This window comes from Pirellulales bacterium, from assembly GCA_035656635.1.
Lineage (GTDB): Bacteria > Planctomycetota > Planctomycetia > Pirellulales > JADZDJ01 > DATJYL01.
The window spans coordinates 39714-60762 of the sequence record DASRSD010000183.1; the positions used below are offsets into that span (position 1 = coordinate 39714).

General features: G+C 57.9%; 18 protein-coding genes. 12 read left to right on the forward strand and 6 right to left on the reverse strand.

Translation table 11 applies throughout. The annotated features are described in order from the left end of the window. Positions 1–650 precede the first annotated feature (650 nt). Positions 651–1097 carry a TraR/DksA family transcriptional regulator gene (locus VFE46_19120; GenBank protein ID HZZ30117.1) on the forward strand — a complete coding sequence of 149 codons (447 nt, stop codon included), beginning with the start codon at positions 651–653 and terminating at the stop codon, positions 1095–1097. A gap of 228 nt (positions 1098–1325) precedes the next feature. Further along, positions 1326–2504 carry a trypsin-like peptidase domain-containing protein gene (locus tag VFE46_19125; GenBank protein HZZ30118.1) on the forward strand — a complete coding sequence of 393 codons (1179 nt, stop codon included), beginning with the start codon at positions 1326–1328 and terminating at the stop codon, positions 2502–2504. A gap of 1303 nt (positions 2505–3807) precedes the next feature. Here the strand turns inward: VFE46_19125 and VFE46_19130 are convergent. From VFE46_19130 to VFE46_19140, 3 genes are all read right to left on the reverse strand, one after another. After that, positions 3808–4752: a nucleoside hydrolase gene (locus VFE46_19130; GenBank protein HZZ30119.1), complete on the reverse strand. Its 945-nt coding sequence runs from the start codon at positions 4750–4752 to the stop codon at positions 3808–3810. Positions 4753–5025: 273 nt separating this feature from the next. Then, the gene (locus tag VFE46_19135; GenBank protein HZZ30120.1) at positions 5026–5430 is read right to left on the reverse strand and encodes a hypothetical protein; all 405 of its coding nucleotides are present in this window, start codon (positions 5428–5430) and stop codon (positions 5026–5028) included. A gap of 51 nt (positions 5431–5481) precedes the next feature. Further along, complete coding sequence (locus tag VFE46_19140) at positions 5482–7368, reverse strand: sigma 54-interacting transcriptional regulator (GenBank protein HZZ30121.1); 1887 nt, start codon at positions 7366–7368, stop codon at positions 5482–5484. A gap of 168 nt (positions 7369–7536) precedes the next feature. Here VFE46_19140 and VFE46_19145 point away from each other — a divergent pair, with 168 nt between their 5' ends. From VFE46_19145 to VFE46_19190, 10 genes are all read left to right on the forward strand, one after another. Further along, entirely contained in the window at positions 7537–8409 is an 873-nt protein-coding gene (locus VFE46_19145; GenBank protein ID HZZ30122.1) for a sirohydrochlorin chelatase, read from the forward strand. A 493-nt stretch (positions 8410–8902) separates the two neighbouring features. Continuing rightward, positions 8903–11092, forward strand: coding sequence for a carboxy terminal-processing peptidase (locus VFE46_19150; protein ID HZZ30123.1), 2190 nt, complete (start codon positions 8903–8905; stop codon positions 11090–11092). Between the two features lie 509 nt (positions 11093–11601). Then, positions 11602–12123 carry a 3-hydroxyacyl-ACP dehydratase FabZ family protein gene (locus VFE46_19155; protein ID HZZ30124.1) on the forward strand — a complete coding sequence of 174 codons (522 nt, stop codon included), beginning with the start codon at positions 11602–11604 and terminating at the stop codon, positions 12121–12123. Positions 12124–12239: 116 nt separating this feature from the next. Then, complete coding sequence (locus VFE46_19160; protein ID HZZ30125.1) at positions 12240–13115, forward strand: rhomboid family intramembrane serine protease; 876 nt, start codon at positions 12240–12242, stop codon at positions 13113–13115. Positions 13116–13182: 67 nt separating this feature from the next. After that, positions 13183–13827, forward strand: a complete 645-nt coding sequence (gene trmB, locus VFE46_19165) for a tRNA (guanosine(46)-N7)-methyltransferase TrmB (GenBank protein HZZ30126.1) — start codon at positions 13183–13185, stop codon at positions 13825–13827. A gap of 72 nt (positions 13828–13899) precedes the next feature. Further along, on the forward strand, positions 13900–14187 hold the full coding sequence (locus VFE46_19170) for a DUF4258 domain-containing protein (GenBank protein ID HZZ30127.1): 288 nt from the start codon (positions 13900–13902) through the stop codon (positions 14185–14187). Beyond that, entirely contained in the window at positions 14184–14387 is a 204-nt protein-coding gene (locus VFE46_19175) for a hypothetical protein (GenBank protein HZZ30128.1), read from the forward strand. The genes VFE46_19170 and VFE46_19175 overlap by 4 nt, the downstream gene beginning before the upstream one ends. Before the next feature lie 201 nt (positions 14388–14588). After that, the gene (locus VFE46_19180) at positions 14589–15431 is read left to right on the forward strand and encodes a glycosyltransferase family 2 protein (protein ID HZZ30129.1); all 843 of its coding nucleotides are present in this window, start codon (positions 14589–14591) and stop codon (positions 15429–15431) included. Beyond that, positions 15428–16747, forward strand: a complete 1320-nt coding sequence (lpxB, locus tag VFE46_19185; GenBank protein HZZ30130.1) for a lipid-A-disaccharide synthase — start codon at positions 15428–15430, stop codon at positions 16745–16747. The genes VFE46_19180 and lpxB overlap by 4 nt, the downstream gene beginning before the upstream one ends. A gap of 122 nt (positions 16748–16869) precedes the next feature. Then, positions 16870–17655, forward strand: a complete 786-nt coding sequence (locus VFE46_19190) for a hypothetical protein (GenBank protein HZZ30131.1) — start codon at positions 16870–16872, stop codon at positions 17653–17655. Positions 17656–17667: 12 nt separating this feature from the next. On the opposite strand, the gene hpnE is transcribed toward VFE46_19190, so the two are convergent. The 3 genes from hpnE to hpnC are packed head-to-tail and all read right to left on the reverse strand — an operon-like array spanning position 17668 to position 20965. Beyond that, on the reverse strand, positions 17668–19149 hold the full coding sequence (gene hpnE / locus VFE46_19195) for a hydroxysqualene dehydroxylase HpnE (GenBank protein ID HZZ30132.1): 1482 nt from the start codon (positions 19147–19149) through the stop codon (positions 17668–17670). Next, positions 19128–20021 (reverse strand): phytoene/squalene synthase family protein, encoded by an 894-nt coding sequence (locus VFE46_19200; GenBank protein HZZ30133.1) that lies wholly within the window; start codon positions 20019–20021, stop codon positions 19128–19130. The genes hpnE and VFE46_19200 overlap by 22 nt, the downstream gene beginning before the upstream one ends. Then, entirely contained in the window at positions 20018–20965 is a 948-nt protein-coding gene (gene hpnC / locus VFE46_19205) for a squalene synthase HpnC (protein ID HZZ30134.1), read from the reverse strand. The genes VFE46_19200 and hpnC overlap by 4 nt, the downstream gene beginning before the upstream one ends. Between the last annotated feature and the right edge of the window lie 84 nt (positions 20966–21049).

Here is a 21049-nt window from a genome sequence, read left to right on the forward strand (position 1 = left end):
TTTTCGGCAGAAATGGCTGCACCTGCTGGCCGAATTTGCCGATTATCCCATAGCGACCGGCGACCGGTCGTCGTAATCGTTACGGTCGGAAAAATTGAATCAGCCTTGTTCTTGGCGCACAGAAATCGTCCGCCGCCACGGACAAGTTCGCAGCGGCAATTTGTTTTTTCAGCGATGTTTTCTGGTGGTGGGTTTGTGAATTTTGTCACTTAAGTGTCCAAGTCGCGGTGGCTCGCATCATTGGGCATTGTCAGTTATTGCGAGATCAAAATACTTGGCCGATTTCGCCGGACGCCTATGATGTTTTGCCGAAAAATGGTGCCCTATGGTTTGTAAAACGTTAAAAATCAAGTTTTTAGAAATTTACCAGAGTCTGACGACCCAATTCGTCGGATTCACGTACTATATTTGGTTTGCTAACCACAGGCGACCGCAGCCTGTATATGTGGAGTCGTGGAACAATAGTGAACGAGGTCACAGAAAATTTTGACGGTTGAGCACGTTGTTTGAAGGGGGTTGAGGCACGCAGGTTCAATGTTCGGGGTGAATTTCAGCCGCCGTGGTCTAGGGCGGCGCGACCCAGTTCTTGGGCCCGGGCGGTCTCCAATAACTTTCTGCTTCCGCCGGCCGTCGGGTAAAGGGTAACCCACATGGCACGTAAAGATGCACTGGTCAACATGCGTCAAATTTTGATCAAGCGGCGCGACGCCCTCCGCAAAGCGCTGGCGGGCGACTTGAGTTTGCTCAAGGAGTTGCGGGCTCAAACGGCCGGCGACTTGGTCGATGCCGCCTTGGACTCGGCGCAAGATGAAATTAGCTCCCAGTTGGCGGAGGTCGAAAGCCGCGAACTGGCGAATGTCGAAAACGCGTTGGAACGGATGCGCACTGGGAACTATGGCGTGTGCGAAGGCTGTAGTTGTAAAATCCCAATTGCCCGGCTCAATGCCTTGCCGTACGCCACCTATTGCATTCAATGTGCCCGCGAGGTCGAGAAGTACGGTTCGGCCGGCGGCCACGACCAAGATTGGGGCCGAATCAGCGATTCCGGCGGCGAATCGGAAGCCACGCTCGATGACATCGAGTTGGATGTTTCGTAACCGGCGGGTTTCCTTCCCAGCGGCAGATTCAGCCAATTCGAGTTTCCAGGGAGGGCGGCGCGACAGCCCACCGAAGCATTTATCTTCGGTCCGGCCAACGCATCGCCCTCCCATTTTGTTGCGCCCGCGGAATTTCTCAGCATAATTTTCCCGCGGGGCGCATTTTACGGGCGGCTTAAGATTTGGCATACTTAGTTGTTTGAGGGGTTTTTGCTTCGGAGTTTTTGTATGGTTGCAGCGCGATTGATCGAAGCCGGCCGGGTCCGCAAAAATTGGCTTGCCGGGTTGGTGCTGGGCACGTTTTTGAGCTCTTGGCTGGCGGCCGCCCCGGCGGCTTTGGCCCAGCAGTGGAACGAAAAAGAACCGACTCCCGAAGAACGCGCCAAGCAGTTCGATGATTTGGCGGTGGAATCGGAGCGGTTGCAGCAGGCCGGCAACGTGCTGCGAAAGGTTTCGCACCTTGTGAAGCCGTCCGTGGTGCACATCGATTCGGTTCGCAAAGATCGCTACGCGCGCAAGGAAGAAGATGCCGGCTCCGGCACCATTCTCCAATTCGGCGAGAAGTTTTACGTGCTCACCAATCGCCACGTCATTCGCGATGCCACCAGCGACAACATCACCATTAAGTTGGCCGATGGCCGCGAAATTCATCCTGTCCGCATTTGGGCCGATCAGCCCACCGATATTGCCGTCGTCAGCATTCAAGGCTCGAACCTGGTGCCGGCCCGCGTCGGCAACAGCGACGATATCGATGTCGGCGATTTCGTGCTGGCCGTCGGCAGCCCGTTCGGGCTGAGTCAGTCGGTCACGTTTGGCATTATCAGCGCCAAAGGCCGGCGCGATTTGGAATTGGACGAAGGCTCCAAAGATATTCTGAAATTTCAAGATTTCTTCCAGACCGATGCTCCCATCAATCCCGGCAACAGCGGCGGACCGCTGGTGAACATGAAGGGAGAAGTCATCGGTATGAACACGGCCATTGCCTCCAGCACCAATAGCAGCGCCGGCGTGGGCTTTACCATTCCCATCGACATGGCGATGATTGTCGCCAAGCAACTCATCGACCACGGCACGGTGACCCGCGCTTACTTGGGCGTGGTGTTTTACAACAAGGAAAAAGACAAGGACAAATTCTCGGCCGCCGAGTTTATTAAAATTGGCTTGCCGCGCCCCGAGGGGGCCAGGCTTGCCGGCGTGGTGTCCAAGTCGCCGGCCGAAGCGGCCAAGCTCCAGCGCGATGACATCATTCTGGAATTCAACGGCGTGCCGATCGAGGACGACAGCCACCTCATGTTCCTCGTGAGCCTGATCGAAGTCGGCAAAGACGTGCCCATCACCGTGTTCCGCGCCGGGCAACCCATCCACCTGTCGGTCAAAGTCGGCGACCGGGCCGATTACCCCGAGTGATGGCCCGCTAGCCTGTGCGATGGCGGCCTTCTCCGCGTGCCTCGGCCTGCTGCAATGCTGTGCCGTGTTGTCGGATTGGTCCCGTAAAATCTGACCTCGCAAAAGAGCTTTCGGACAAAACTCTTGAATTTTGCACAGGCCAGCCATCGCAGCCCACGGCGTTTGCCGAGCGGCGCGGTTGGCAGGCACGTCAGAATTCAAAGCATTTGCGTCCATAGGTGCGAGTTGTTGATTGATTTCCGTTGGTGTTTTCAAGTTTGAATTTTGCGAATCACTCAGGGTAACGAGTGCAACGTGGCGGCCGGCCTCTAGCGCAGCACGCCTGGTTTTCTCACACCGCGGCGGTAGTGATGCATTTTGAAGTGAGCTGCATTCGGTGGCCGGGGTCGAGTGCCGCCGAGCCCCCGGAATGCTGCCCGCTGGGGGCTCCCTTCGGTCGACCCCAGCCACCCTGCGGAAGCAAAGTGCATCACGACCCACCGCGGCTCACTTCTTTCAATCACCGCCACCGAAGAATTAAACTGCCCAAGGCCTGAGTTTTTCCGGTGCGGGCCATCCCAGCGGCAATCCGCCGTCCTCGGGCCAAGCACTATACCAAATGAGTGGCCCAATTTTCCCAAAAAATCTGTGGGCCCGGTTGGTATATTAGAGAGAAACTAATTTCACGCCTGGAGTGCATGACCCACTTGGCTAACGGAGATCGAATATTTACTTAAGCTTCCAACTGCAAGCTGAAACTGCTTGCGGCCATGAATTGCCATCGGATGTCAAAAAATTACGCTGCACTGCTGGACAAGCCAGCAGTGGCACCCGTGCGCATGAAAAAAACCGCCGTGGAGGATTCACACACGGCGGCTCGAGATTCGAGAATTGTCAGGCTGGCTTGGGTGTTCCCTGGTCAGCAGAAGGCGTTGGCGTCGCCGGTGCTGACTGTACGCCGGAACCGCCCCGCCGACGCCGTAAGATATGTGCAATAAGTGTAGAGGAGTCGGGCCCAGCAGCGGAAATACTAGCGTGGCCGGCAATTCCGCTCACTTGAACATCCGTCGTTGTGCACAGAGCGGCGACCAATAACGCAGCGGCAAACAAAATCCTTTTTCGCATACAAGCCTCCATTTTCTAGGGAAACAAATTACTGGGCGCAGCCGCAATGTAGTAAATCGAGCTCTAGTTGACAACACCCCGCGCCCGGGCGTAATCGACGGGCGTCAAGTAGCAATAGTTGCTTGGTCTGAGAAACGGGGGAGAAACGGTGTCCGGTACTATTCTCGCGCACCCAATCAGATCAGCGCGCACTGTCCATTCAGCTTTCTTTGCCGGCGCGCTCCAGGCTGCGCAGAACGCAATCGTGCATGGCGGTCATGTCGGCCTTGAGGGCCACGTCCATGTTCTGACGCCACTCGCGAATGCTTTGCCGGCGGCGGTCGAACACCACCATGCCGGCGGTCAACTCCCCTTCGGTTTCCACGTCGCCGGCTAAGCCCTCGGTTTCAAACAGTTCCGGATTGGTCACCGCTATAAGCGCGGCCACGTCGTGCAGATTAATATGCTCCTGCCCCAACGCTTGCCGCTGGGCGCGGAAGGCAAACGGCAAAATTTTCCGCAGGAACTTGCCGGCCCGAGTGGTTTCCGGCGGCAGTTGCTCGAGCAGATCGAACGTGAAGTTCAGCTCGCTGCTGATATCCAAGGGCACCATGGTTTTGGTGGCCGCCGACTTCAGCACCCGCCGCGCGGAAAGTGGATCGCAAAAAATATTGAAATCGGCCACTGGGCTGACCCGCCCCGGCGAATTGATGGCGCCGCCGGAAACGACCAGCCGGCCCACGAGCGAAGTAAAATCGGGATCACGCTGCATCGCCCGGCCAATGTTGGTGAGCGGGCCGAGGCAAACAATGGTAATTTCTTCCGGCGCGGCGTGCACTTCGTCGCACAAAACTTTTTCCGCCGGGTGAATGTTGGCCAGGCCGGCGAAGGGGAATTCGATGTTCCCCAGGCCGTTTTGGCCGTGCAGCACGCGGCCATCGATGGGCAATGGATTATCTTCCGGCGCGGCGCCAATCCGCGGCCAGCGCGGCGGATCCAACTGCTCCACAATAATTTGCACGTTCCGCGTGGCCTGGGCCGGAAAGACATTCCCGCCGGTTGCGGTGACGGCCACCACTTCCAGCGTCGGATCGAACAGCGCCATCGTCAGAGCCACGGCGTCGTCGATGCCCGGATCGGTGTCGATAATCACCTTTCTGGCCATGAATTGCTGTCTCCTTCCAGCCGATGATTTTGCAGACGCCGTCCAGCGCTGGCGGCCTATGTATTGTAGGGCCGGCGGCGGGAAATGGGGAGTGGGGATAGATTGCTGGCAGGAGGAGGAGTGGGGAATGCGGAATGGGGAGTGGGAATCGCGCTGCCTCAAACCCAATAACCGTAATTTCCCGACGTGTGATATGGCTACTGCCTGGGGTGGCCATGCCTGGATTCTGTGTGACTTTATGCCCACACAGAACTGTGGGCATGGCACCCGTCTTCAAACGCTATTTATGAGGCGGATTTGCGGCACCAGTACAGCCAGCAGCACGGCTTTGTCAGTCGTGGCCGGGTCGATTTCCAACAGCGCAATGGGAATGCGGTAGCCGTCGGCGGCATCGACCAGGGCCACGCAGGCAGCCCGATTGCCACGCAGCGATTCGCCAAAGGTTATGCCGGCCGCCTGGAGCAAATCGACCAGCCACACGCCCTCGAACTGCGATTCGACATCGTGTGCTTTGGCCTTCAGCGTGTGATGCGGCAATTGCGAAATTTGCTTGGCGGTAAACGGATGCGATTGGCCCGATTCGTCGATCACCATAAGTTGTGGCTCAGCAGCGCAAGCACCGGAAATGAAAATGACCAGGGCGAAAGCGCACGCTGAGGAAGTAATAAATTGGCGCATGGCGGAACACCAGGAAGGGGAAATGGCGAATGGGAAAATTCGACAAAAACTTCAGCGGTTGATGCCGTACTCTTCGATTTTGCGGTACAGCGTGGCCCGGCCAATGCCCAGCAGCTTGGCGGCTTCGGGCACATTGCCATTGGTGCGTTTCAGGGCTTCGCCGATGAGCCGGCGTTCCCAATGGTCCAAGGCCAGTGTTTCCATTTCGGGCGCGCCGCTTAAATCGTGCAGGCCCAGGTCGCCGGCTTCAATGCGATTATCGCCCGCCATGACGACGGCGCTATCCAGCACGTTGCGTAACTGGCGGACATTGCCGGGCCAGTTGTATCCCAGGAGTTTTTGGCGGGCCTCGGGGGAAATTTCCAAATTCGGCCGGCCATGCTGGCGGCGAAAGTGATCGAGAAAATAATTTGCCAACAGGTTAATGTCGCTCCCCCGATCGCGCAGCGGCGGCACCACCAGCTCGAACACGCTCAGGCGGTAGTACAAATCTTCGCGAAATTTCTTCTGGCGAACGTAAGTTTGCAAATCTTGATTAGTGGCGGCGATGATCCGCACATCGGCGGTTACTTCGTGCGAGCTGCCCACGGGCAAAAACGGATGCCCTTCTAAAATTCGCAGCAGCTTGGCTTGCCCTTCCAGGGTCATTTCGCCCACTTCGTCCAGGAACAGCGTGCCGCTGTCGGCCTGTTGGAAAAAGCCGATGTGGTCGCGGTCGGCGCTGGTGAACGCGCCGGCTTTGTGGCCGAACAGTTGGCTTTCCATGAGCTCGTGCGGAATGGCGGCGCAGTTCACGCACAGCATGGGGCGATCGGCCCGCGGACTGGCTTTGTGAATGGCGCGGGCCACCAGCTCTTTGCCCGACCCGCTTTCGCCGCGCACCAGCACGCTGCCGCCAGCCTTGGCCAGCCGGCCGATTTTGGATTTTAGTTCCCGCATGCCGGTGGAATCGCCGACGAGCTCGCCGAAGACGGAAGATTTTTCGACGAGCCGCTGATAATCGGTTTCCAGCGCGGTTTGCTTGCGAGCGCGGATTAGCGCAATTTCCACAATGTGCGCCAGCGACATGGCAAAATCGAAATCGCCCTGGCGGAAGCGGCCCTGGGCCAAATAGGCGTGAATGGCGCCGAAAGTGTGTTTCTCTGTGACCAGCGGCACGCACAGGGCGTCAGCGTAATGGCCCAGGCTGTCGGACTGCGGATTGCCGCGCTGCTTGGCGATCCACACCGCGTGACGCTGGCGGCAGACCAATTCGGTGAGCGAATCGGAAAGATCGCTGGGCTCACGCGAGCCTTCGGGAATCACCAGCTTGGGCTTGAGCCGGCCTTCGTCGTCGACCCACAAGAAGCCCACCACGGAAGCTTTGGTTTGAGCCTGCAGCAGTTCCAGCGCGATGCGCACCACTTCGTCCGGCTGCGGGCAACCCAAGAGCTTGATGCTGAGTTGATACAGCACCAGCAATTGCTTGGCTTGCTCGAAATCGCGGACGGCGGCCAGGCCCAGCACGCCGGTATCGCTGAGCGATTGAGCAGCGTCGCGGGCTTCATGCACCGGCGCTTCGCGGACAATAGTGTTGGTGTACGTTTCCAGCGGGGCGGCGACAAATACCGTGGGCGGCTGATCGGCCAGATGAAATTCGAATTCGTTAGAACCCACGCGAACGTTGTGTCCTTCGTCCAACACAGCTTCGTCCGTTTTTTGGCCATTCACAAAGGTGCCATTGCGGCTGCCGCAATCGCGGACGATCCAACGACCATCGCCATCGAGCAGCACTTCGGAATGCACGCGGGAGCAGAGCGGATCGCCCAAAATAATTTGGCAATCTTCACCACGGCCCAACCGGGTAACGGTGGAGCGGTCGAGCAGAAAGTGTTCGCCGGCACGGCCGCCAACCGTCATCGTGAAGTAGGCGAATTTTTGAGCAGTGGCGACAGCCATAGGCGCATGTACAATGATGAATGACGCAACAGAAATTACGACGATTGGGCCAGCAGCCGCGCGAATCTCAGTTCGAGAATTCTCAGTTCGAGATTTCGGGCAGCCCACGCAAACCTTTAATATACCAGGATTATCGGATTCATGGGATTCCCGCAGACCAGGCAATCTGTGAAAAATGGCCTCCTTTTGGTGGGGCATGGAACACGAAATGCGCGGGGGCTCAATGAGTTTTGGACGGTAGCTCGGCAGGTGGCGGAGTTGGCCGACGAATTTGTGGTGGAACCATCCTTTTTAGAGCTCGCCGAGCCAGCCATTCCTGCGGCAGTGGAGCGATTATTGCAGCAAGGCGTGGAACGGTTAACGGTCGCACCAATATTGCTGTTTGCGGCCGGCCACGCTAAGCGCGATATACCTGCGGCAGTGGCGGAAGCGGTGCGTGGCCATGATGATAAAGCCGCGACCGGTGGTCGCGCTGCGGCTGAGAACGTGGCAGTGAATTACCTCGGCGCGTTGGAATGCCACCCGAAAATTCTGGAGCTTTCGGCGCAGCGGTTCGCAGAAGCAGTGCGCGATAAACCGCACGTGGATGCAGCGGAAACCCTGCTGCTGTTGGTAGGCCGCGGCAGTTCGCACGCCGATGCCATTGCCGCCATGCGGAAATTTGCCGCATTACGCAATCCGTACAGCGATGTGGACCGAGTGGAAACTTGTTTTGTCGCCGTGGCCCAACCGACGCTGGAAGAAGGGTTGAGTTTGGCGGCGCACAGCGGCTATCGGCGGATTGTCGTGCAGCCGCATTTATTGTTCACCGGCGAGGTGTTGGAGCAAATTGCGGAAGAAGTGGCCCGGGTGCAGGAAGCCGGAAACAATGTTCAGACGTATAAAGCCGCGACCGTTGGTCGCGCTGGAGCAGAACTGGAGCGAGCATCGAGCATGGGGGGGCCGCGCGATCAAGAATGGATCATCGCGCACCCTTTGGGGCCATCGCCGCTGGTGGCCGAGGCCATGGTGGAAATTGTCCGGTCGGCGAGGCATTTATGAGACGCAACCGCACCAGCAGCGTTTATATAAGGAGCGCGTGCCTGCGCGCTGGCCGCAAAAATCGGCATCGGCGGCCAAAACGTACCACTGCCCCGGCGCTCGAATTGATAAAAAGCGGTACTCGAATCGATGAAAAATGCCCAAACCGCAAGCGACCTCAAGGGTTCTGGCTTGCGTAACACACTCAGGTTTTCGATATTGCGTCGCGGAACTCGACCCAGTAATATCGGTTTAAGTCGTTAGATGTTTTGAACTTAGTAATACTTGCCGGTGGTTCCGGGCCGGTTCAGCATAAAGGATTTTCCCGCATTGGCGGGGGCCGCTCTCCTCTGCAATCTGGCAGGTTTCTTGGCATCATTCTTGCCAAGCCATGGTTGTTGCCTGAGGCGGACGGACATCTCCGGTATAATTCTCGGTAAGGTTTACTTAAAGTTCCTGGATTTACATTCTTCTGAACTCACTGTGTTTCTGAATTCAATTCGTGGGAGATGACATGAATCGCGCGACATACCGTTGGAACAACTACCGGCGTTTGCTGTGGACGGGCTTGGCGGCGGGGCTAATCGTATGGGCCGGCGCGGTAATTGTCCGCGCAGCAACGGGCCCGGCGCCGCAAGCGCTGGATCGGCAAATTTCGCGGACCGTAACGCGGCTGTTGATTGATGAGAACTTCACCAAGCAGCCGCTGAACGAGGACATGTCGCACCGCGCGTTCAATACGTTTTTGAAAACGCTGGACCCCATGAAGGTGTATTTCACCCAGGCCGACGTGGACGAGTTTTCCAAATACAAAGACACGATGGCCGACATGATTAAGAAGGGGGATGTCACCCTGGCGTACAGCATGTTCAATCGGTTTTTGCAGCGCGTCGATCAGCGGCTGCTATTGGTGGACGAATTGTTGTCGCAGCCGATGGATTTTAGCGTTGACGAAGACCTGAAGACCGACCCCAAGCAACTCGACTATGCGAAAAACGACGCCGAAATTCGCGATCGGTGGCGCAAGCGGCTGAAGTACGATTTGCTCGCCAAAAAGGCCGATAAGGTGGCCGATCAGGAAGCGCACGACAAAGTGGAGCGGCGCTATCACAGCTTCGCCAAGCGCATGCATCAAACCACGAGCGACGAATTGCTGGAGCGATTCTTGACCGCGCTGACGACCAGCTTCGATCCACATACCGATTACATGTCGGCCAAGACCTTGGAAAACTTCGACATCAACATGAGCTTGAAGTTGGAGGGCATTGGCGCGGCGCTGGAATATGAGCTGGAGGAAGGTTGCACCAAAGTCAGCCGGCTAATTCCCGGCGGCCCGGCGGAAAAAGACAACCGCTTGAAGCCTGAAGATCGCGTGCTGGCCGTGGGCCAGGGCGTCGATGGGGCGCTGGTGGACGTGGCCGACATGAGCTTGAACGACGTGGTCGATTTAATTCGCGGCAAGGCCGGCACCATGGTTCGCCTGCAAGTGCAAGCGGCCACCGGCGGCGATCCGCACATCATTGACATCACCCGGGCCAGCATCGAACTGAAAGATGAAGAAGCTCGGGCGGAAATTTTCCACACCGAGCCGGCCAAGGCCGATCAGCCGAAAATGACCACCGAGGAAATGGTCAAATCGACCATTATCGAAAGCGATGCCCACAAACCCAACGGGCAACCGTACAAGATTGGCGTCATCGATTTGCCCAGCTTCTACATGGATATGAAGGGGGCGAAGTTGGGATTAAGCGATTATCGCAGCACCACCCGCGACACGCAGAAAATTTTGGAAGACTTCAATTCCAAGGGTGTGGATGCGGTGGTGTTAGACCTGCGCCGCAACGGCGGCGGCTCCTTGGTGGAAGCCGTGAGCCTGACGGGGCTGTTCATCGACGAAGGGCCCGTCGTGCAGGTGAAAGACTCCAACGGCCGCGTGCAGCATTATGACGATAACGACAAGGGCGTGGCCTGGGCCGGCCCGCTGGTGGTGTTGCAAAGCAAGTTCAGCGCCAGCGCCAGCGAAATTTTTGCCGGCGCCATTCAGGATTACGGCCGGGGCATTATCGTGGGAGACAAAACCTCGCATGGCAAAGGCACGGTACAAAGCCTGCTCGATGTGAGCGGTCCGTTCTTCGGGAACATGCCCAACGCGCCGCAATTGGGCGCTTTGAAAGTTACCATACAGCAGTTTTATCGTCCCGATGGCGATAGCACGCAAAATCGGGGAGTCGTTTCCGATATTGAGCTGCCGTCCTTGACTACGCACTTTGACGTAGGCGAATCCGATTTGGATTACGCGCTCAAGTTCGACCATATCGACCCGGCCGAGTACACCAAGGTCAACATGGTCGATAAAATTTTGGTCGACGAATTGAAAAATCGCTCCGCCAAGCGAACTGCCGATTCGGAAGATTTCCAAAAGCTCGATAAGAAAATCGGGCACTATGTCGAGCAGAAGGACCGCAAAACGGTGCCGCTGAACCAGGACAAATTCCTCACCGAGCGAGCCGAGCTCAATACCGAGCAGGAAGAGGAAAAGCAATTCGAGCAGCTCGACGATCCGAACCGCCCGGTGGTGAAGCGAGACTTTTACTTCAATGAAGTGTTAAACATCACGCTGGATTATTTGCAGTTGGGCAAAAAGCTGGCGGCGGCCGATCGCGTAACCACCAGCGGCCACCGCACCATTTCGCTCGGGCAGTAGCATTTGGATAACGCCTTTTTGCCAAACCGACGAACGTTGTAGCTGAGGGCGGCGGCAAGTTCTCGCAAACGTTAAAGTTTTCCAACCCCCGACGGCAGTCGGGGGTTTTTACTGCGCCGCGCAGCATGCAGGCGCGCAGGGTGGCAATACCGCCGGCGCGCGGTGGTTTCGTCCGCTTCACACGGCGTGGGGAAGATGGTAATTTGGAGGCGTCGGGCTGCGTTTTGTGCCCGGTTCCCAAATGAATCTATTAGGAGCAAGCGACGCATGGCTAAGCCACATCGAAATTTGAAGAAAGCCAACCACGGGGCCCGGCCCGCCAATAGCAAGGCCCGGCGGATGAAACGGAAGCACATTCGGACCTAACGGGCGGACGGCGAAGGAATTTCTAAGCTCGACTTTCGATGCGTGGCGCCGGTACGAATGGGCTCGTCATTCGAATTTGGAATTGGGAGCTTGATTCGCCATTCGAGCATCGGCAGTCGTCACTTCCCACAGGGAGTTGCTGCGTGTCTGGCAAAGAGTTGATCCTCGATCCCGCCGAATTCGACACTCATCAAGTCGTGGCCGATTTGGACGAAATTCGCCGTTATAATTTGCAACGGTTCGAAATGGAGCAACTCTCCGCCATCTGCCACTGCGATACGCAGCGGCAAATTTGCGTGGGCTACAAAGATGTTACGCTCAACGAGTTTTGGGTGCGGGGGCATATGCCCAATGCGCCGCTCATGCCGGGCGTAATCATTTGCGAAGTGGCCGCGCAATTGTCCAGTTACTTCGTGCAGAAGTACGATTTGCTCGGCGCCAAAGTGGTGGGCTTTGGCGGGCTGGAAGATGTCAAATTCCGTGGCGGCGTGGTGCCGGGCGATCGGCTGGTGATGATCGTGCAACTGCTGAAAGTTCGCCGCGGCGCCATGATTGTTTGCCGCTTTCAAGGGTTTGTGAAGGACGCCATGGTGGTGGAGGGCCGGCTCAAAGGCATTCCGCTGCCGCTCGATTTGGCAGCCCTGGGCTTCAGTGCGCCCTCGTAATGGCGCCGCCTGCCTTCAGAACCAGCGAAAAAAATCGCAATCTTTCTGCAGTTGCCGGTATAAAATGGAGCGGCGGTGTGTGTTGTTCGTAAATTGATCTTCGCTGCAGCCACTGCATGTTTCCCTTTGCCGACACCGTTCCAACCAAGCGCTGGGAAGTCGTCACGTTCATCATCGTGGCGCTGAATGTGGTTTCGCTGTTGTGGTTTCAAAGCTTGTCGCCGGCTCAGCAGGAATCCATCACCGCCCAATGGGGCTTCGTGCCGGCCCGCATTGCGCAGCTTTCCGATCCGCACAAAATTGTCGAAGTGCAAGTTGGCCAGCAGCAGCAAGTGCAGGGGCCGTTTGTCATTGTGCTGCCGGTCGTCATGCGGTTGCCTGCCGACGCGCGGCAAATTGTGTTGTCGGCCTTCACCTGCATGTTTTTGCACGGCGGCTGGTGGCATTTGATCGGCAACATGTGGTACTTGCTGATCTTCGGAAACAACATTGAAGATAAGCTTGGGCATTTACTGTACGCCGTGTTTTATTTGCTCGGCGGATTAGCGGCCACGGCCGTGCATTGGGCGATGGATCCTGCCAGCGCCACGCCCATCGTCGGCGCCAGCGGGGCCATTGCCGCCGTGCTGGGCGCCTTTGTGGTTACTTTTCCGCATGCGAAAATCAAATCGCTGGTGTTCTTGCTGATGTTTGTTACCGTGATTGAGCTGCCGGCCTACATGTTCCTGGTGTTCTGGTTTGGCGCGCAGCTATTCAGCGGCCTGGGAGCGCTGGGCGGCCAAATCAACGGCGGCGTGGCCTGGTGGGCCCATGTGGGCGGATTTATTTTCGGCGCGGCCACCATGCCGCTGTTTTCGCTGATTGCGCCGGCAGAGCCAGCCGAAATTTTGGACGCCGACGAGCAGTGGAATCGCCAGCACGGCTTCGCCTCGCCTCCCCGGCCAGCTCCGCCACAAACCGCTGACCGGCATTGGCCCGAGGGATGGCGGTAAATGGGTGCTGGGTCAACGCCAATCGGGCGTTAGCCATTCGGAACTGACATTCGCTATTTTTATTTTCATGTCTCGTCGTTCGCTTAAGAAAATCGATCCGGCGTTAAATCTTTCAGAGCATTTGCTTACGCCGGAGCAACTGCCGCGACCGTGGGATGCTGTGCGCCTGTTCGGGCGCAGGGCGCCTTTGGAGGTGGAAGTAGGGAGCGGCAAGGGACTGTTTTTATCTGCGGCGGCAACGCAGTGGGCCGATCACGATTTTTTGGGAATGGAAATCGCCGCCAGGTACGCGCGGTTTTCGGCGGGGCGACTGGCCCAGCGGGGACTGGCCAATGCGCGGATGATTCACGGCGATGCCCGGCGCGTGTTCGCGGAATTTCTGCCCGCGGAGTGCGCGGCGGCGGTGCACGTGTATTTTCCCGATCCCTGGTGGAAAAAGCGTCATCAAAAGCGGCGCGTGATGAGCGCGCCGTTTTTGCGCGAAATTCAGCGTGTGCTGCAACCCGGCGGCAGGCTCCATTTTTGGACCGACGTGGAAGAGTATTTTCAAGCCACGTTGGAATTGATCGCGGCCGCCACCCAATGGCAAGGGCCCATTTCAGTAGCCGAACGGGCTGCCCAGCACGACTTGGATTTCCACACCCACTTCGAACGCCGCATGCGCTTGCACGGCGAAGCCGTGCATCGGGCCGAATTCCGCCGAATGCAATAGATTTCAATTCTTGGCAGGGCAAGGTACATTTTATATTAGGCTTTGCAGTTGTTGAACATGATGGATAAACGCATGGACGTTCGTTATTTTTCTGATGCAGAGACGGGAGAGCCGCACATTTATGGCCACGGAATTTCAGAAGCAGAAGTAGAATATGTATTGCGACATCCTGGAGAAGATCGGCCGGGTCGTGATGACTCTCGGCATGCACTGGGTCAAACCGCAGCCGGTCGATATTTGCATGTGATTTATGTGCCTGACCCGGATGCCGACAGCGTGTTTGTGGTGACCGCATACGAACTGCAGGGCAAACCAGTGTATGCATATCGACGGAGATTCCGTCGGAAGGGAAAACAATGAGCGAACAACGATTTCCACGGGGTTGGGACGAAGATAGGGTCAAGCGCTTGATAGCTCATTACGAATCGCTGACCGAAGAGGAACAGGTTGCAGACGACGAAGCCGCTATCGGTGAGCAAACAGGTCAGACTGTAATTAGCGTGCCCGAAAGTTTGCTGCCGGCAATTCGACAGCTACTGGCGGGCATAAAGAGCGATTAAATCTTATGATGCAGTGCGAGAAGCGACAGATGCTAGCATGAAGTGCCCTATGCCAAATTTGGCGGTTTTGAGATACTCTGCGACTGTTTTTAGTTGGATTCTTTGCTTGGCGTGAAAGTGTCCCGCGATTAGTTTTTCTCTGCGCCTCCGCGTCTCTGTGGTTGGAGATGCCGTGGCGCTTTGGGTCGCAAGGAAGCGACGATGGTTCGATATTCTGTCATCATTCCGCAGCATGATCGAGCGGACGAAGTGCGCCGGCAGTTGCCGGCGCTGGCGGCGGTGCTCGATCAGTTGGGCCAGACCTACGAAATGATTGTGGTGGACGATGGTTCTGCCGGCCCCATGCTGCGCTTACTGGAAAAATTGCTGACGGAATATCGTTCGCTGCGGCTGCTATGCGTGGAACCGTTTTGCGGACTGAGTGTGGCCCTGGACGCCGGCATTCGCGCGGCCCGGGGTGAGGTGTTGATTGCCTTGGAACCAGGCTTGGGATACCCGCCCGATCAAATTCCGGTCCTGTTGAGTTGGCTGCGGCGCGGAGATTTTGTGGCGGGCCGGCGTCGGAAATTTGGCGCGGCCAAACTGTGGCATCGCATCAGCCGTATTCCGCGGTGGGCGCTATTGGGCTTGGATGGGCACGATCCCGACTGCCTGTTTTGGGCCGCGCGGCGGGAAGTGTTTGGCGAGTTGGTGCTGACCGCCGGCACAGCGAGATATTTGCCGGCGCTCGTGCGGCAACGAGGCTTTCGCATTTGCGAAATGTACGTCGAACAGCAGCAGCGTGCGCTTCCGCTCCAAGAGACGCAGGCCCATCTGGGCGATTTATTGGCGGTGTGGTGGCATTGCCGCCGATGGCGAAACGCGACCGTCCGCGAATTGACGGTCGGCGGTGCTGCCGCCCGGCCAGAGTTGCGCGTTGTGAGCACGGGCGACGAAATGCAGCCTGGCTCGGTCGGGACAGACCGGCCCGCGTTGGGCATGAATTCGGCCAGCGAGGTTATGGCCCGCTCCGTTCACTCCTCGCCGGCGGTGAAAAGCGCATGAAAATTTTCTTTTCGGCCGGGGAACCCAGCGGCGACGTGCACGGAGCGAACGTCATTCGCAAGCTGCGCCAATTGCGTCCGGATATTCAGTGTGTCGGCTATGGCGGCCCGGAAATGGCCGCCGCCGGTTGCCAGTTGCACGTTGATTTAACCGCTTTGGCCGTGATGTGGTTTTTGCGCGTGCTGTTGAACTTGCACAAATTTTTGCATTTGGCCAGCCGGGCCGATCGCTACTTTCGCCACCAGCGTCCCGATGCCGTGGTACTGATCGATTACCCCGGCTTCAATTGGTGGATTGCCTGGCGGGCCAAGGCGCACGGGATTCCGGTGTTGTATTATTGCCCGCCGCAAATTTGGTCGTGGGGGAGCTGGCGGATTAAAAAAATACGGCGGTATGTTGATCACGTGCTGTGTACATTGCCGTTTGAAGAAAAGTGGTTTCGCGAGCAAGGTTGCCGAGCGACCTTTGTGGGGCATCCGTTTTTTGACGAGGTACGGCGGCAGCAACTCGACGAACAATTTCTGGAAACCATGCGGCAGAAGTCGGGCCGGTTGATTACCATTTTGCCTGGCTCGCGCACGCAGGAAGTGCAGCACAACTTGAAATGGTTTTTGAAAGCGGCGGCGCTGGTGCAGGTGCGGTTTCCCAAGGTGCGCTTTGCGGTGGCCGCATTTAAGCCGCAGCAGGCACAAATTGCCCAGCAGTTGATCGCCCAAACCAAATTGCCAGTCGAAGTATACGTGCGCAAAACTCCAGAGCTGATGCAGTTGGCAGAATGCTGCATGGCGTGCAGCGGCTCGGTTTCGCTGGAACTTTTGTATCACAAAAAGCCCACGGTCATTTTGTATTGGATTAGTCCGTTGGCGTATCGAGTGCAACAGTGTTTTCGGCGCGTGAAATACATTACGCTGGTGAATTTGTTGACGGCCAAGGAATTGTTTCCGGCCGATACCACGCCGTACAGCCCCAGCGATCCGGATGCCCACCGCGTGCTGTTTCCCGAGTATTTGACCAGCGAAGACAAATCGCTGCAAATTGCGTCGCATTTAATTCAATGGCTGGCCAGCGATGACCAACGCGACGGCCTGATTGCTCAATTGGCGGAGCTGAAAGCGAAGGTTGGTCATGGCGGCGCTTCGCAAACGGCCGCCGAAATGATTCTCGCGGAAGCGGATCGACATGCGCGCCTTGTGCCCCCCAAGCCGCACTTTGTTCCCGGCATGATCGTGGCCAGCAGCGATGGCGGCGAGAAAGCACTGCTAGCCGCCAAACAGTCAAACGGCGACAGCCCGCAGCGGTTGGATAAAGCGGCCTGAACACTTGCAAAAGCCGAATGTCTTTCGGCAGGCGGGCCCGGCCAGTATCTTGTAAGCGTGCCGCTTTGTAAGCAAGGAGTTACCTTGCAAGCAGAGGCCCTTCAAATTTCAATTGCCAATTCATGTCATATCACTCCCTGGCAAGCGATCTTCCGGACGCCAACTTGCCGCCGTGCCATGTGGGCGTGGTGTTTGCCCTGGCTTTGGAGGCGGGCGCGCTGGAAGACAAGCTGGCGGGAAAAATTGCCGTGCGGGGCAGCCATTTCACCGCTTGGCAAGGAGGCCTGAAAGGCCGCGGCGTGGTGATTGTGCATTCCGGCGTGGGGCAAAAGAATGCCGCTATGGCGGCGGCGGCGCTCATTGTTGGTCACAAGCCGCGCTGGCTGATTTCCGCAGGCTTGGCTGGCGGATTGCATCCGAGCGTGAAGCGCGGCGACATCATTATGCCCGATTGCATTTTGGGCGAAGATGGCCGGCGGTTGGCAATTGATTTTGATATTTCGCCGCAGCAGAAAGCCGCCACGCCCGGATTGCACGTGGGGCCGCTAATGACGATTGACCGGGTGGTGTTCAAAGCGGCGGAAAAACTTGCGCTGGGCCAGCAGCAGGGGGCACTGGCTGTCGATATGGAAACACTGGCCTTGGCCGAAGAATGCCGCCGCGAGAAGCAACGCTTTTTGGCAGTGCGCGTAATCAGCGACCCGGTGGATGAGGAATTGCCGGCCGACATCGAGCGATTGGTTACCCGCAAAACGTGGGCTCGACGAATTGGGGCCACGGCGGGCTCGATCATTCGCCGGCCATCGACGGTGAAAGATTTGTGGCGCTTCCGTGAAACGGCGCTGGCTTGCTCATTGAAACTTGCCAATTTCTTGGAAGGCGTGATCGAGCAGCTGGGCAGCACATGAGCAGATTGCGAATTAGCTTCCAACCAGCCAGCGCGCCAGCCACGGCCGGGGTAAATCGGGGGCGAGAATTTTTTCGTGTTGTCCCAAGCGGGCCAGAACGCTTTCGGCGGCCAGGTACCCGCTGCGGACGGCCCCTTCCATTGTGGCGGGCCAGTCGGTGGCGGTCCAATCGCCGGCTAAAAATAAATTCGGCACCGGCGTTTGTTGGGGAGGTCTTAATTGATCGCTGCCAACCAGCGGCGCAAACACGGCATGCTGCTGTGTGATCAACCGCGCTTGCAATCGCTTTGCTTTCGCGGCGGCCGGCCAAATGCTTACCAAATCCTGTTGCACTTGGGCAATGATTGCCTCGCGCGATTGTGCCGCCAACTCCCGCGAGGCACTGATGACAATTTGGTAATAATGACCCGGCGGGGTGGCTGAGCTAGCTGCAGCGGCCTGCACGCCGTGATTAAAAATCCATTGACTAAGGCGTCCGGGCAATACGGCATGGGGTAAATGGGTGATCGCTCGATCGAACCATAAATGAACCGCGGTAATGGGGGCCGATTCGAGCTGGGCCAGTTGTTGTAGTTGTGGAAGCGCCGCGCGCAATGGATCGCTGAGCAATTCGTCGACGCGCCGCCAGGGCGCCGCCAACACGACAATTTCTGTGGGCAAACGCTGTCCGTCGGCGAGGATTACTTCCGAGACGCCTTGGGCGTTACCGATCAGCTGTTTTGCCGGGCACTCTGTCCGCAACTCAATTTGGTGTTGCCGCAGCCATTGCTCCAGTCGCTGGCCGTAGAATTCGCCCAGCGGAATCGAAGGCACTTGCAATTCACACGCGCCGCGCGCGGCCAGGAAGGTATCAACGAATACTTTACGCACGGGCGGAACGGCGGCGCGGTCGACGGTTTCGCTCAGGGCACTCACAATGACCGGCGTCCAAAATAGCTCGATGGCGCGCTCGGTTTGACCGGCGGTCCGCAGCCATTGGCCCATGGTGAGTTTGGCCGGATCAGCGTGTGCCGGGGTGCGCGCCAACGTCCTAAGTGCGGAAACAATGTCGAGCCGTTCGCGCAGGCTGAGATATTTCAATTGCAACAGCGACGGCAACAAGTGCAACGGCGCCGGCAGCCAGCGGCTAGGTGAAACATCGCAGCGGCGGCCGTCCGGGCCAAAAAAATAAAGCGTCTGGTCGCGGCGGAGCCATTCGGCCAGGCCTGTCCGTCGACAGAAATCAGCCAGGTTGGTGCAGCAGCCCAAGCTGACATGCTGGCAGTGATCGACCCAGGCGTCGCTGGCCGGATCGCGAAAGGAACCCGCTCGCCCACCCAGTTGCCGCCGCGCTTCCAGCAAGGTGATGTGGAAGTTGCGGTCCGCCAATGCCACGGCGGCGGCCAAGCCTGCCAATCCGCCGCCAATAATGACGATGCGGGGGGCGGTTATGCTTCCTGCGGGCAAGTGTTCCGGCTGTGCCTGCGTGCCGCTCATGACGATAGGGCTTCCCATTTCGAAGCGGCGAGCGGCAGCCGAGGTCGCGCCAACAGTGCGCCGGCTGCGATGCGCGCTTTCTCCCAGGGGCTCAATCGAATACGGCGGCGAAACACGGCGTCCGGAGCACGTTTGATTTTCATCAACACCGCATGGTAGGTGACCGTCATGGCGCGAAATACACGCCGACCGTCTCGTTGCAACCAAGGCTCCAGCTCGGCGGCGGAGGTATAGAACTGTTCGGCCCGGCTGATTTCAAACTGCATGAGTTCGAGAAAGCGTGCATCGGCTTCGCCGCGCTGCAATTGCTCCGCGGTGCAACCGAAGCGGCGCAAATCTTCTTGCGGCAAATAAGTGCGGCCGCGCTGGGCGTCTTCCTTGAGGTCGCGCAGAATATTGGTGAGTTGGAACGCCACGCCGCAGCGGCGCGCCGGCTCCAAGGCTTCCGAGCCGCGAAAGCCCCAAATGTGAATGCAGGCCAAGCCGACGACCGACGCCACACAGTAGCAATATCGTTCCAGCTCGGCGAAAGTTTCGTAGCGGCTGTCGGCCAAATCCATTTCTACCCCGTCGATGGCCGCGGTCAGGTATTCTTTAGGGATGCGATAAATGGCGGCGGTGTCGAGCAATGCCGGCACCATGGGATGGAGGGAATGATCGCGCCCCGGTTGCTCAAGCTGAGCGCGCAATTCGGAAAGTGCAGCCTGGCGAGCGGCAACATCGCGGCGGTCGTCATCGGCCAGGTCATCGATGTGGCGCAAATACGCATACAGCACGCACATGGCCCGGCGCTTTTCGCGCGGCAACAGCAAAAACGAAAAGTAAAAGTTCGAGGCCGATCGTCGGGCCAGTCGCTGGCAGAGGGCATAGCTGGCGGAAAGGGAGTTCACGGCCGCGCCTCCAGCGAGGAGGGAAATGTAGCTCGCCGCTGCTGCCGCCAGGCATGAAAAAGCAGCGCGAGTTTCCTCCATTTGCCTACGACCGGCCGCCGTTGCCAGACGTCGTAATCGAGCTTGCGGATTGCTTGCAAAATAGCGCGGCCGCCGTCGATGAACAATTGGATGTCAATTCGTAGCCCGGGCGGCGTCAAACTTACCAGTGGCTCCCCCGCGTCGAAAAATCCTTCGGCCCGAGCCACTTCGCCGCGGAGCAATTCGCGAAACGGCGGATTGAATTCGCCGCGGGCAAACATTTCCGGCGTGTAACCGGCCTGGCGGCAACTTTCTTGCGGCAAATAAATGCGGCCGATGGAATAATCGCGAGCCACATCTTGCCAAAAATTGGCCAATTGCAAGCCGGTGCAAATACTATCGGCCAGCAGGCCGCGCTGCTCGTCGTGGCAGCGGCCTAAATACAGCACCAGCCGGCCAACCGGATTGGCGGAGTTGCGGCAATAACCGAGCAAATCGTCAAACGTTTCGTATCGGGCGCAGGTTTGATCTTGGCGAAAGGCCACGAGCAAATTGCTGAACGGTTCGCTGGGAATTTGAAACTGGCGGATGGTGTCGACCAGCGCCACAAACACCGGATGGCTGGCCACGCCGCGGTAGCAATCGTCAAGCTGCGACTGCCACCACTCCAGCAGTTCCAAGCTGTACGCGCGGTTGCCGGCTTCGTCGGCTAAATCGTCCGACCAGCGGCAGTAAGCATAAATATTGCAGAAGTGCTGCCGCAACACCGCCGGCAACAGCCAACTGGCCACGGTGAAGTTTTCGTAATGCTTGCGAGCCAAGCGGCGGCAGTAGGCTTGCGCTTCCGCAAGCGCAGGAATGCGGCGCGCAGCGGACGTGGGACCGTACAGCGCAAGTTCGTTGGGCAGCGAAGTTTGAGGCATGAGCTGATGCTAGCGAGTGGCCGAAACTGCCTATCCGCGAATCGGGCAGCACATTATGATAACGCATAGTGGAGTTTCAAGCAT